The 13,041-nt window shown below is 46.6% G+C and carries 10 protein-coding genes; 5 read left to right on the top strand and 5 right to left on the bottom strand.

Annotated features, from left to right (window positions below):
• Positions 1 to 62: 62 nt before the first annotated feature.
• A complete protein-coding gene (prfA, locus tag BUR42_RS19780) occupies positions 63 to 1,133 on the bottom strand; it encodes a peptide chain release factor 1 (RefSeq protein ID WP_074241268.1) in 1,071 nt (356 codons plus the stop codon).
• Between the two features lie 96 nt (positions 1,134 to 1,229).
• On the opposite strand from prfA, the gene BUR42_RS19785 reads away from it, so the two are divergent.
• Entirely contained in the window at positions 1,230 to 2,375 is a 1,146-nt protein-coding gene (locus BUR42_RS19785) for an amidohydrolase family protein (RefSeq protein WP_074241270.1), read from the top strand.
• Between the two features lie 46 nt (positions 2,376 to 2,421).
• Positions 2,422 to 3,525 (top strand): mechanosensitive ion channel family protein, encoded by a 1,104-nt coding sequence (locus BUR42_RS19790; RefSeq protein WP_074241271.1) that lies wholly within the window; start codon positions 2,422 to 2,424, stop codon positions 3,523 to 3,525.
• Between the two features lie 134 nt (positions 3,526 to 3,659).
• Here BUR42_RS19790 and BUR42_RS19795 read toward each other — a convergent pair whose 3' ends face one another.
• The 3 genes from BUR42_RS19795 to BUR42_RS19805 all read right to left on the bottom strand — a co-directional run bounded on the left by BUR42_RS19795 (position 3,660) and on the right by BUR42_RS19805 (position 5,805).
• Complete coding sequence (locus tag BUR42_RS19795) at positions 3,660 to 4,160, bottom strand: thioredoxin domain-containing protein (protein WP_143197527.1); 501 nt, start codon at positions 4,158 to 4,160, stop codon at positions 3,660 to 3,662.
• A gap of 10 nt (positions 4,161 to 4,170) precedes the next feature.
• Entirely contained in the window at positions 4,171 to 4,710 is a 540-nt protein-coding gene (locus BUR42_RS29460; protein ID WP_234979728.1) for a MerR family transcriptional regulator, read from the bottom strand.
• 120 nt (positions 4,711 to 4,830) lie between these two features.
• Entirely contained in the window at positions 4,831 to 5,805 is a 975-nt protein-coding gene (locus BUR42_RS19805; RefSeq protein WP_074241275.1) for a M23 family metallopeptidase, read from the bottom strand.
• Positions 5,806 to 6,127: 322 nt separating this feature from the next.
• Here BUR42_RS19805 and alaS point away from each other — a divergent pair, with 322 nt between their 5' ends.
• Together alaS and BUR42_RS19815 are read left to right on the top strand one after the other, a co-directional pair.
• A complete protein-coding gene (gene alaS, locus BUR42_RS19810; RefSeq protein WP_074241277.1) occupies positions 6,128 to 8,743 on the top strand; it encodes an alanine--tRNA ligase in 2,616 nt (871 codons plus the stop codon).
• Between the two features lie 126 nt (positions 8,744 to 8,869).
• On the top strand, positions 8,870 to 9,850 hold the full coding sequence (locus BUR42_RS19815; protein WP_074241278.1) for a PDZ domain-containing protein: 981 nt from the start codon (positions 8,870 to 8,872) through the stop codon (positions 9,848 to 9,850).
• 181 nt (positions 9,851 to 10,031) lie between these two features.
• Here BUR42_RS19815 and BUR42_RS19820 read toward each other — a convergent pair whose 3' ends face one another.
• Complete coding sequence (locus tag BUR42_RS19820; protein ID WP_074241280.1) at positions 10,032 to 11,405, bottom strand: aldehyde dehydrogenase; 1,374 nt, start codon at positions 11,403 to 11,405, stop codon at positions 10,032 to 10,034.
• A gap of 99 nt (positions 11,406 to 11,504) precedes the next feature.
• Here BUR42_RS19820 and gatB point away from each other — a divergent pair, with 99 nt between their 5' ends.
• Complete coding sequence (gene gatB, locus BUR42_RS19825; RefSeq protein WP_074241282.1) at positions 11,505 to 12,962, top strand: Asp-tRNA(Asn)/Glu-tRNA(Gln) amidotransferase subunit GatB; 1,458 nt, start codon at positions 11,505 to 11,507, stop codon at positions 12,960 to 12,962.
• Positions 12,963 to 13,041: the final 79 nt, after the last annotated feature.

The following is a 13,041-nucleotide window of genomic DNA, read 5'->3' on the forward strand; positions in this document are numbered from 1 at the left end:
GGTGGAAAGATACTTAACTGTAGAACATAATAACATTCCCCGCCGCAAATTGTTTGCTGAAATCAGACCTGGTCTCCCATCTTCATTTTCTCGGCATTCTCGGCAAACTGGAGGGCGTCGATCATGTCCTGGATGTCTCCATTCATGAAAGCATCCATATTATAGGCGGTCATTCCAATACGGTGATCTGTGATCCGGCCCTGGGGATAGTTATAGGTGCGGATCTTGGCAGAACGGTCCCCGGTGGAAACAAGACTTTTACGTTTGGAGGCAATGGCATCTTCATGTTTGCGTACGGCTGCTTCGTAGATGCGTGTACGCAACATCTTCATGGCAATGTCTCTGTTGGAGTGCTGGCTACGGCCCTCCTGGCATTCCACGATCACCCCGGTTGGAATGTGGGTAAGCCTTACGGCAGATTCCGTTTTGTTTACGTGCTGTCCTCCAGCTCCTGATGCACGGAAGGTATCCATTTTGATATCCGCATCACGAACATCCACATCCACTTCATCTGCCTCCGGCAAAATAGCCACGGTAGCGGCAGAGGTATGTACCCTTCCTGAACCTTCTGTTGCCGGCACCCTTTGCACACGATGTACGCCGGATTCGAATTTGAGGGTCCCGTATACATCATCACCGGTCACTTCCACTACTACTTCTTTATAACCACCCACTGCACCTGGGTTTTCGTTCATGATGGTGGTTTTCCAACCTTTGTTCTCACAATAACGGAGGTACATCCGCAGGAGGTCTCCTGCAAAAAGACTGGCTTCGTCCCCACCAGTACCACCCCGGATCTCAAGGATGGCATTCCTTTCGTCCTGCGGGTCTTTCGGGATCAGGAGGTTGCGGATCTCCGCTTCGGCCTGCTCTTTCTGTTCGTTCAGGCTTTCGGTTTCTTCCTTGGCCAGTTCTCTCATTTCATCGTCTCCGCTTTCCAGCACCTCTCTGTTAAAAGCAATGGCATCCAGCAACTTACGATAATTATCGTAAGCCTTCACGATCTTCTCCAGCTGGCGGTATTCTTTGCTCAGCTTGCTGAATTGCTTATTATCCTTTACCACTTCGGGGTTGGTGAGAGCCAGGGATACCTGTTCGTACCGGCCCTTGATGGCGTCTAATTTATCTATCATAATCAGTGACGAATTAACAATTACGAACTAAAAGAGCTTATTTCGCAATTACTTCGGGTTGCAAAATTACATTTTTGCCCCTAAAAAAAGACAAAGATGATAAAGCTGGCAGCAGACGACATTTTTGATGGCCAACGGTTCCATGGGCCAGACAGGGTATTGATCCTGGACGATACGGGAAAAGTATCTGCCCTCGTTCCAAGGTCCTGGGCAGGCGAAGATATTCAACAGGTTGAGGGATGGCTTTCCCCGGGATTCATTAACACCCATTGCCACCTGGAGCTTTCGCATATGAAAGGCAAAGTACCGGAGCATACAGGACTACCTGTTTTCCTTCGGACGGTGATGGAACAAAGGCAACCTCCCACTGCGGAAACATTGGAGGCGGCTATTGCTGCCGCCGGGAAAGAGATGGAAGAAGAAGGGATCGTAGCCGTGGGGGATATCTGTAATACCCCTGCCACCCTGGAACATAAGTTAAGATCTCCGCTCTACTGGCACAGCTTTGTGGAATGCATGGGTTTTATCGACGCCGTAGCCCATCAGCGGCTGGAACATTCTGCTACCGTGTTTTCACAATTTGCCGCAAAAGAACAACCTGTTTCGCTGGTACCACATGCCCCTTATTCCGTATCTGCTACTTTATTCAAATTATTGGGTAGTATGGAAGGGAATGCACCGGTGAGCATTCATAACCAGGAATGCCCTGCGGAAGATGAATTGTACAAGCACAAAACAGGAGATTTCCTGGGTTTCTATCAGCATTTTGGAATTGATATCGCTAAGTTCTCTGCTACGGGTACCAGCAGCCTGCAAAGTTATCTCCCCTATTTCTCCCATACGCCCAAGATGTTACTGGTGCATAATACGTATACAACAGAAATGGATATACGCTTTGCTAATTCAAGGCCACAGGAAATATTCTGGTGCCTCTGCCCTAATGCGAACATGTATATTGAAAACCGTTTGCCGGACATTCCTGCATTTCTGCAACTGGGTGCCAGGATGACGTTAGGTACGGATAGCCTTGCCTCTAATCACCAGTTATCTATCTGGGCAGAGATCAAAACCATACGGGAACAATATCCGCATATCCCGCTGACAAATATTATGCAATGGGCTACCATCAATGGTGCGCAGGCATTGGATATTGCAGATCTGTATGGAAGTTTTGATAAAGGGAAAAAGCCCGGGCTGGTGCAGATCGTGAATGATGAAGCAAGGGTTTTCCGAATGGCGTAAGCGGAAGGGTTTTCCGGTTTTAGGCTATTTACTACATTTGCAAAGTATGGAAGACTTCTTAAACAGTATCATCTTTAGCAATCCTATCCGCAATTACCTGATTGTGCTGGGCATTGTATTGTTTGTATTCTTTATCCGGCGTGTGTTATCTAAAAGCCTGGCATCAGGGCTTTTCAAGCTGATCAAACATTGGTCGCCCACCATTCAGCAACATGAATTTGTTGAACTTTTATTACGCCCCTTAGAATACTTCCTGCTGCTCACTGCTTTTATCATGGGCAGTAATCACCTGGTATTTCCACCGGAATTAAACATCACTATCTATAACCGCAGCAATGATCCGTATACTTTACACATGCTGCTGCAAACCTTGCTGCAGATCACTTTCAGCCTTACCGTGATATGGATCTTACTCCGCCTGATGGATTTTGTGGCATTGATCCTTGAAAAGAAGGCAGACCTCACGGAAGACAAAACGGATAACCAGTTCATTGTTTTCTTCCGGGATTTTTTCAAAGCCATCATGATCATTATCGGGGGGATGGTATTGATCAATATATTATTCGGACAGCACATTGTAGAGAAACTGGTGGCCGGTCTTGGAATTGGTGCGGCTGCGCTGGCATTAGCTGCTAAAGAAAGCATTGAAAACCTTATCGGTTCTTTCATCATATTTTCGGATAAACCTTTCCGCGTGGGCGACAGTGTAAAAGTGGATGCCTTCCAGGGAACGGTGGAAAAGATAGGACTCCGCAGTACACGCATCCGTACATTGGAAAAAACGTTTGTAACGGTGCCGAATAAAAAGATGGTGGACAGTGTGCTGGATAATCTATCGCTGCGTACCCAGCAAAGGGTAGCGGTGAAACTGGAACTGGCTGCAGATACACCTTCAGACGGTGCTGCTAAAGTGGTAAGAGGGATCCAGGATTATCTCTCCAAACATGAAGATGTGGAGCCCGGTTATTCTGTGAGCCTGTTTGATTTCACAAAAGATTCCTTTGTATTGCAGGTCATTTATATGACCAATATCCTGGAGAATGCAGCTTATGTGAAACTGCGGGAAGATGTGAACTTTGCTGCGATACGGATACTCCAGGAGAATGGAGTAAAGCTGGCCATGAAAACAGATACACCACCCGTTCAGTAATACTAAAAGATCCCAGGGTATAGGAGTAGTAATGGAATGACGAACAAGTACCCTATGTGAAGGGTTTACCGGCACTAAACAAAAGCCTCGCTGAAATAATTTCAGCGAGGCTTTTTAATTGGGTCCATATCGAACTAATCTTTCTTATTATTCATTTTCATAATGATCTGAGCCAGGTCGTCTTCAACGGTTTGTTTGGGACTTCCGGAGATCCGTCCTTCTTCTTTACCGTCGCGCATTACGAGGATCACGGGTACTCTTTTCACTTTGTATCCATCTGCCACGGCGTTTCCTGTATTGCCACTGTTATCTGCGCCGTAGAGGTGAATGCTTTCTTCGGGCACACTGGCCAGGATCATCACTTTATAGAATGCAGGCAATAATTTTTTGCTGGCATCGTCTGTAGTGTTCACGAGGGCTACCAACTGGATCTTGTCTTTATTTGTTTTGATATAGTTTACCATATTGGTGTTCGCATCATACCTGTTCACACCGGTATAGAACCATGCAAAAGCGGAATCGCTGGTCAGCTGTTTCATTTCTATCTTTCCTTTCAACTGCCCTTTAACGGATTGCGCCATCGTCACGGAAGACAACAGCAATCCACATCCTAATAATACTGTGTGTAAACGCATAATTTGTATTTTATAATTGATCTTTTAACTCTGTTAAAAATGCTCTCACTTTTTGCAGTGATTTCACCATTTCAAAATTACGGGAGGCGGAGCGTTTATCTTCCCTCAGTTTTTGTTTAGCTCCTTCGATGGTGTATTTGCGTTCGCGCAGTAAATGATAGATCAGCTTCAGGTTCTGGATATCTTCCTGCCGGAAAAGGCGGTCTCCCTTACGGTTCTTTTTGGGTTGCAGAATATCGAATTCATTTTCCCAATACCTGATCAGGGAAGTATTTACCCTAAACATACCGGCCACTTCGCTGATGGAATAATATTGCTTATCCAGTGTGAGTTTTTCCAGTTCCTGGATCACATGCGGATCACTGGCCAGTTCTTTCAGGCTTTTGCGTCCACGCTTCTTTCCCTTTAAAGGCAGGTGATCGATGGGTTGCGCAGGTTGTTCTTCTCCGCTATCGGCCACGTTCGTTTTTTCCAACTCCTTTTTAGGTGCAGGCTTGCCGGGTGCGGGCTGTTGCGGCTCGGCTCCAAATAAGTCCAGTTGCTGCATCATAACCGATATCAATTAATTGAAAGAGAATATGGATACAATATTACGGAATCACCTACGCATCCTATCCTGCACAGCTATCTAATTTTATGCACACGGGCATTTCCTCCAATAATCATTCCATTAATCGAAGGACTGGTTGCCGGAGCGGGCGATCTTCAGCATGCGGTCGAACTGTTCGGGCGTAAGGTCGTTATAAAAAAAGTACACAGGATCTACCCTGGTTCCGTTCTTGCTCACTTCGTAATGGCAGTGCGGGCCGGTTGATTTTCCGGTGCTTCCTACCCAGCCAACCACATCTCCTCTTTTTACTGTCTGCCCGCGTTTTACTTTCATCCTAACCATGTGGCCGTAGAGCGATTTGTAACCATAACCGTGATTTACAACCACGTGATTACCGTACCCCACATCACTCAGGCTGGCTTCTTCGATCACGCCATCTCCTGTGGAATAAATGGGTGTGCCGGATGGAGCGGCAAAATCGAGTCCGCCGTGAAATTTCATGGTCTTATAAATAGGATCGATCCGGTAACCAAAACCGGAGGCTATCCTGTCGAGGTCTTTATTGGATACCGGCTGGATGGCGGGAATAGAGGCCAGCATTTTTTGTTTGTTCTTGATCAGGTCTTCTATCTGCACATAGGATTTCTCCTGTACCTTCACCCGGTTGATCAGTTCCTGCAGTATTTTAGCGGTTGCCCTTATCACTTCGTGGTTGTCTTTGGACTGCAGCTGCTCCATTTCCTGTTCCGTTTTTTCCGGTTTTCCTGCCCTTACGCTGTCCGGGATGGGAGCGGCTTCGAAGATCACGCGGTAGATTTCATTGTCCCGGTGCTGCAATTCGTCCATATGGCCTTTCAGTTCATTCATCCTTCCCTGGAGGGCATCGTATTCTTCTTTCATATTATCGATATCCGCGCGCAGGAGCTTTTCTTTAGGAGAATCCAGGAATCTGTAGGCAACAGAGAGGAAGAGGATACCTGTAACGATGGCTGCCGAGATAAAACCCAGCACCCTTAATATTTTAACCCGCAGGGACACTACGAGCTTTTCGTATTTTAGTGTTTGTGTATTATAAAAATATTTGATCTTCTTCATGAACCTGTTTGGGTTGATATGGTACGCGACCGTTTAACGTAGCGCGGTCAATATTATTATCGCTGCTTTTTTTTAAGGAAAACTGCGATTATCGCTTGTTTTTGATTATTTCGATATTTTTGCACCGCGTTCATTTTGTCCCTTTGCATTGCACAATTTAAAAACGGGGTGCACAAACCTAAGCGAAATAGGCTAAAACGGCAACCTTTTGAATGTCAATTTTAAGAACAGACCAATTTTTCATTAATTACAAATTAAAGTCAAATTTAGAACTGACGCAATTATAAAGTTAAAATTAGATATTAATACGTAGTAATATTTTATGACCGCAGCCGAGATCAGACAACAGTTCCTGGATTTTTTTGCTTCCAAAGGCCACCAGATCGTGCCTTCAGCCCCAATAGTGGTAAAAAACGACCCCACCCTGCTTTTTACCAATGCGGGGATGAACCAGTTCAAGGATATTTTCCTGGGAAACAAGCCTGCGGCCTATAAAAGGGTGGTAGATACTCAAAAATGCCTCCGGGTAAGCGGCAAGCACAATGACCTGGAAGAGGTGGGTATTGACACTTATCATCATACTATGTTTGAAATGCTGGGGAACTGGAGCTTTGGGGACTATTTTAAGGCGGAAGCCATTGCCTGGAGCTGGGAATTGCTGACGGAGGTATACAAACTGCCCAAAGACCGTTTGTATGTAACTGTTTTTGAAGGAGATACGAAAGAAAACCTGGCGTCTGACACAGAAGCCATGGAACACTGGAAGAAATATATTGCGGAAGACAGGATCCTGATGGGTAATAAGAAGGATAACTTCTGGGAAATGGGAGATACCGGTCCATGCGGCCCCTGTTCTGAAATTCATGTGGATTGCAGAACGGATGAAGAAAGGGTACAGGTTCCGGGAAAAGACCTGGTGAATAATGACCATCCCCAGGTAATTGAGATCTGGAACAATGTATTCATGCAGTTCAACCGTCTGAAAGATGGCAGCCTGGAGCCACTTCCGGCTAAACATGTGGATACCGGGATGGGGTTTGAGCGGCTGGTGAGGGTGTTACAGCAAAAACAGAGTAATTATGATACGGATGTGTTCATGCCGGTGATCCATGCTACAGAAAAACTCTGCGGTAAGGAATATGGACGCACGGAAAAGATAGATATCGCATTCCGGGTGATCGCAGACCATATCCGTGCCATCTGTTTCACCATCGCAGATGGTCAACTTCCCAGCAATACGGGGGCAGGATATGTGATCCGCCGCATCCTGAGAAGAGCCGTACGGTATTACTTCTCTTTCCTGGATGTTAAGAAACCTTTGTTGCATGAACTGCTGCCGGTACTGGCGGGCCAGTTTGCAAAGGTGTTCCCGGAATTGCTGCAACAGGAGGATTTTGTAAAGAAGGTAGTGTTTGAAGAGGAAAGCAGTTTCCTCCGTACACTGGATAGCGGCATCCGCAGAATGGAAGATTTTATGGGTGGCGCTCCTTCCAAAAATGTAGATGGTAAAACGGCCTTTGAACTCTATGATACTTTTGGCTTCCCGCTGGACCTTACCATGCTGATAGCCAATGAGAACGGATTTAAAGTAGATGAGCCAGGCTTTGATGCCGAAATGAAAAAACAGAAAGACCGTTCCCGCGCAGCTACAGAACTGGATATGGGAGACTGGAATATTCTGCAGGACCAGCCTTCCGGTGTTTTTGTGGGATATACTGAGTTGCAGTCTCCCGCCAAAGTGCTGAAACACCGCAAGATCAAAGCCAAAGGGAAAGAGCAATACCAAATAGTGTTGGACAGAACTCCTTTTTATGCAGAGAGTGGCGGACAAGTGGGAGATACCGGTACACTGGATTTTAATGGAGAACTCATTACCGTTACGGATACCAAAAAAGAGAATGACCTGATCGTTCATTTTGTTGACACTTTACCGGCTGTTCTTACCGGTACTGTGCAGGCAACGGTGGATGCATCCAAAAGGAAGAACACAGAACGCCATCACTCTGCCACCCACTTATTGCATGCTGCTTTAAGAGCTGTGCTGGGAACACATGTTGCACAGAAAGGTTCCCTGGTAAATGCGGATTACCTGCGTTTCGACTTCTCTCATTTTGCGAAGGTAACAGATGAAGAACTGGCTGCGATTGAAGCGATCGTTAATGAAAAGATCCGGGAGAATATTCCTGTGGTGATAAAAGAACTGCCTCGTGAAGAAGCCCTGAAACTGGGTGCTATGGCGCTTTTCGGGGAGAAATACGGTGAAACTGTCCGGGTGGTGACCATCGATCCATCCTACTCAATTGAACTTTGTGGCGGTACACATGTTGGGAATACAGGTGAATTAGGATTGTTCAAGTTCATTGCTGAAAGTGCTGTGGCTGCTGGTGTTCGCCGTGTTGAAGCAGTGACGGGTGCAAAAGCGGAAGCGTTTGTAAATGAGCAATTGCAGCAACTGAAAGAAGTAAAAGCGCAACTGAAAAATCCGAAGGATATTGTAAAAGCCATTGAGAACCTGGCGAATGATAAAACGGCCTTAGAGAAACAGCTGGCATCCATGGAAGCCAAGCAGGCACAGCAATTGGCTGCTACCTTGCCGCAGCAGGCAGTGGCTGTGAATGGGGTGCATTTCCTGGGAGCAGTTGTGGAGGTGGGTAGTGCAGACATGGTAAGACAATGTGCATCCAACGTTAAAGACCTTCTTACGGCACCTTATGTGATTGTACTGGCTGCGAACATAGCCGGGAAAGCACAGGTAGCTGTTATCTTATCGGAGGACCTGGTGAAAGATAAAGGGCTGAATGCACAGAAGATCATTAAAGAACAGGTGGCGCCGTTGATCAAAGGTGGCGGTGGCGGACAACCTGCTCAGGCCACAGCGGGGGGACAGGATGTGAGTCAGTTGCAGCAGGTGATAGAGCAGGTGAAAAGTATTCTTTAATTAGTATAATTATCCATAACAGACAGGCGGGCCGGGTATAAGATACCTTTGCCCGCCTGTCCTTTTTTTAACATTTTATTACCCCGATTACCCCCTAAATTTGCTGTACATAAAACCGGATATTGTATGCGTAAACTATTATTCGTATTCAGCCTAGGGGCTATTACAATGGCTCTGCCGGCTTTTTCCCAGGAAAGGTCTTCTGGTAAACTGGGTGAATATGATGAGATCATCATCAAACGAAAAGGCGCTGACAAGAATGCAAAAGTGACCATTGAGATCAAAGACGGAGAGGTGTTTGCAGACGGGAAGAAATTAGATGAATTCAAGGATAATGATATCATTGTCCGCCGCCGGGTGATCATTCCAAGGAATGGCAACCTGCCGCCGGGTTCTCCTTTTGAAGAGCAGGAGCTTTCTATCTCACCAAACCCGGCAGTACTGGGTGTTATCACCAGGAAGGAAGATGCCAGAGGTGCTACGATCACTGAAGTAGCAGAAGGCAGTGCCGCAGAAAAAGCAGGATTGAAAGATGGGGATGTGATCACGGGCATTAATGATAAAAAGATACTCGAGCCACAGGAATTGTATGAAGCGATCGGAGAACTGAAACCAGGTGATAAGATCACTGTTTCTTACCTGCGCAATGGTAAAGAGCAAAAGGCCACCGCAACGCTTGAGAAAAGGCAGGATGCTCCCCGTTCTTTACGTTCAGGGCCCGGTGGTGGTAATCAATATCAATTCAGGATGCCGGATGGCAGGAGCCCTTTTGGCAACACGCCTGATGGACGGGAATATCCTTTTGCGGAGTTTTTTAAAGACAGGAATTCCACAAGGCTGGGGCTTTCCGTGCAGGATACAGAAGAAGCGAATGGTGCTGTTGTATTGGATGTAGCGGACGGTACTGCTGCTGATAAAGCAGGGTTCAAAGAGAAAGATGTGATCACGGAGTTAGCAGGCAAACCTGTTAAGGACGCAAAGGATGTAGTGCAGTTATATAGAGATAGTAAAGAAGCGAAAAGTATTACGGCAAAAGTGAAAAGGAATGGAAGTACACAAACGCTTACGATTAAAGTTCCGAAGAAATTAAATACAGAGAACCTGTAGTTACATATAGTAATGAAAGGTGAAAATTTATAGTTTAGTTTAGTGTAAAGCAAAAAGAAGCGGCTCGCGTAATGCGGGCCGTTTTTTGTTAAAGCCAGGCAGAAACCTTGCCCGCGCTCTTTTGGCAGGTAGCAATACTTTTTGTTGTGGAAAATATCTGCTCAATACTATATTAATCCATTTACCGCATCAGCAGTTTCGCCAGTTTCAGTTTATTCTTAAACGGCGGATATTTCACCGGCACATCCAGCCAGGTAGCTGTTTTCATCACGCCTTTAAAATGCGTGAATTCATCAAAACTGGAACGTCCGTGATAACGGCCCATGCCACTATAACCGATGCCTCCGAAAGGCAGATCTGCATTGGTAAAATGCACCAGCGTATTATTGATGCATCCGCCACCAAAAGCCACTTTATCTATAAAGGTTTTCTCCGTGCGGCGGCTGTTTGAAAAGATGTATAACGATAAGGGATATGGGTTCTTCGCGATCATCTTTATGGCTTCCTCTGCCGCGTTGTAGGGGATAACGGGCAGGATCGGTCCGAAGATCTCGTCCTTCATTATAGCCGCATCAAATGAAACATTGGTGAGGATGGTGGGTGCAATGTATTTATTCGATCTGTCTGTTTGCCCTCCTGCTACAATGGTTCCCTGCTGCAGGTATGAGGTCAGCTGATCAAATCTTTTTTCATTGATGATGCGGGGATAATCTTTGCTGAGCGAAACATCTTCTCCAAAGAAACGGGTAATGGCTGCTTTCATTTCTTCTATGAGGTTGCTCATTACACTTTCATGCACTAATATATAATCCGGCGCAATACAGGTTTGGCCTGCATTCCAGCATTTACCCCATATGATCCTTTTAGCGGCGGTTTTAATGTCTGCCCCTTTATCTACAATGCAGGGGCTTTTTCCACCCAACTCCAATGTTACCGGTGTTAAATGCGGAGCAGCCATTTCCAGGATCTTCCGCCCAACGGGGATGCTGCCGGTGAAGAAGATATGATCGAAACGGAACTGCATGATCTCAGGGATCACAATATGGCCTTCCCCGGTAACAACAGCCACAAACGCAGGATCGAAAGCATCTTTGATCACTTTTTGGATAATGGCCTCCGTCTGCGGAGCCAGTTCCGATGGTTTGAGGATGGCGCAATTCCCTGCTGCTATGGCTCCTATCAGGGGATTGATGAGTAACTGGAAAGGATAGTTCCAGGGGCCTATCAGCAGCGTAAGCCCCTTTGGCTCCCGGTAGATCTTGCTGGCAGAGGGATAATGCATGAGCGGGGAACTGACAGCCTGGGGGCGCATCCATTCCCTTAAATTGGTGAGGGTATGGTCTATTTCATCGAATAATAACCCCACTTCACTCGAAAACGCCTCCAGCGGATGTTTGGCCAGATCGGCCTGTAAAGCTTCCAGGATAGCTGTTTCGTGTTTTTTCAGCGTGGTTTTCAGCTTTTTCAGCTGTGCTTTGCGGAATGCATAGGAACGGGTGGCACCGGAATCAAAAAAGCTGCGCTGGGCGGCATATACATCGGAAATAGAGGCCATAACGATAGAATTATAGAAATGATATGTTACAATTTCGCGAAAATTCCCTGCTTTTTTGCAGTTTGAATATCTTTGTGCGAATCAGTACGGATTAATAGTATGAGCGCGAGCATCGATTATAACAAATATGAAGCAGTGATAGGCCTGGAGGTACATGCCCAGCTATTGACGCAAAGCAAGCTTTTCACCAGTGACAGTGCGGCATTTGGCGGTTTGCCCAATACGCATATCAGCCCGATCACCCTTGGGCACCCGGGAACGCTACCCTTTCTGAACAAGAAAGCGGTGGAACTGGCGGTCCGTCTTGGATTTGCCTGCCATTGTGAGATTGAGCGGGAAAACTTCTTTGCCCGTAAGAATTATTTCTACCCTGATCTTCCGAAAGGCTACCAGATCAGCCAGCATACTGCACCTATCTGCATTGGAGGCCATGTGCCCATTTTTGCAGAGGGTAACAGCCGCAATATCCGGCTGAACCGTATTCACCTGGAAGAAGATGCCGGAAAATCCATACACGACCTGGACCCTCAGAATACCATGGTGGATTACAACCGTGCAGGAGTACCCCTGGTGGAAATTGTAACAGAGCCGGACCTTCATACCAGCGATGAAGCATATGCTTACCTGACAGAAATGCGCCGCCTGGTACGTTGGCTGGATGTCTGCGATGGTAATATGGAAGAAGGCAGTATGCGATGCGACGCGAACATTTCTATCCGCCTGAAAGGTGATACCAGCCTGGGAACCAAGGTGGAAGTAAAAAATATGAACTCTATCCGCAACGTTAAACGTGCCATAGATAATGAGATCAAACGCCAGATAGAACTGGTGGAAGGCGGAGAACGCATTGTGCAGGAAACACGCAGTTTTGATGCGTCCAATGGCAGTTCTTTCCCACTCCGTTCCAAAGAAGAAGCCAACGACTACCGTTATTTCCCGGAGCCGGACCTGGCACCATTCCGCATTACAGAAGCTTACCTGGATGAGGTACGCGCTACTTTACCTGAACTGCCGGAAGAAATGCTGGCCCGCTATACACAGCAACTGGGGCTTCCTGAATATGATGCCCGTGTGATCTGTGATGATAAAGCCACTGCCGTTTATTTTGAAGCACTGATCAATGCTACCCCCCATCACAAGGCTGCGGCCAACTGGATGCTGGGACCAGTTAAATCATGGCTGAATGAACAAAATGCCGGCATGGAAGCATTTCCGCTTACACCCGCATCCCTGGCAGCTCTTATTGCATTGATCGCAGACGGGAAAGTGAACTTTTCTATTGCTTCCTCCCGCATCCTGCCGGCTATGATCACAGCACCGGATAAAGATCCACTGGCGATTGCCACGGATTTGAACCTCCTGCAGGACAATGATGCCGGGAACATTCTGCCCGTGATTGAAGAAGTACTGGCAAAATACCCGGGCAAAGTAGCCGAGTTTAAAGCCGGAAAGAAAGGCCTCATCGGGCTTTTTGTAGGAGAAGTGATGAAGCTGAGCGCAGGGAAAGCAGATCCGAAACTCACTAACGAACTCTTAATGAAACGGTTGAACAGCTAAATAAGCCGTTCATCCAAATTGGCGTGAATGGGAATATTGCTACTGCAATGGCATTGCCGTCTATTGCTATAAGTTACAA

Source organism: Chitinophaga niabensis (assembly GCF_900129465.1).
In the GTDB taxonomy this organism is placed as follows: Bacteria; Bacteroidota; Bacteroidia; order Chitinophagales; family Chitinophagaceae; genus Chitinophaga; species Chitinophaga niabensis.

Excerpts from the sequence above, each read along its gene's own strand:
- prfA (WP_074241268.1), bottom strand. The coding sequence starts at position 1,133 with ATGATAGATAAATTAGACGCCATCAAGGGCCGGTACGAACAGGTATCC.
- BUR42_RS19785 (WP_074241270.1), top strand. The coding sequence starts at position 1,230 with ATGATAAAGCTGGCAGCAGACGACATTTTTGATGGCCAACGGTTCCAT.
- BUR42_RS19790 (WP_074241271.1), top strand. The coding sequence starts at position 2,422 with ATGGAAGACTTCTTAAACAGTATCATCTTTAGCAATCCTATCCGCAAT.
- BUR42_RS19795 (WP_143197527.1), bottom strand. The coding sequence starts at position 4,160 with ATGCGTTTACACACAGTATTATTAGGATGTGGATTGCTGTTGTCTTCC.
- BUR42_RS29460 (WP_234979728.1), bottom strand. The coding sequence starts at position 4,710 with ATGATGCAGCAACTGGACTTATTTGGAGCCGAGCCGCAACAGCCCGCA.
- BUR42_RS19805 (WP_074241275.1), bottom strand. The coding sequence starts at position 5,805 with ATGAAGAAGATCAAATATTTTTATAATACACAAACACTAAAATACGAA.
- alaS (WP_074241277.1), top strand. The coding sequence starts at position 6,128 with ATGACCGCAGCCGAGATCAGACAACAGTTCCTGGATTTTTTTGCTTCC.
- BUR42_RS19815 (WP_074241278.1), top strand. The coding sequence starts at position 8,870 with ATGCGTAAACTATTATTCGTATTCAGCCTAGGGGCTATTACAATGGCT.
- BUR42_RS19820 (WP_074241280.1), bottom strand. The coding sequence starts at position 11,405 with ATGGCCTCTATTTCCGATGTATATGCCGCCCAGCGCAGCTTTTTTGAT.
- gatB (WP_074241282.1), top strand. The coding sequence starts at position 11,505 with ATGAGCGCGAGCATCGATTATAACAAATATGAAGCAGTGATAGGCCTG.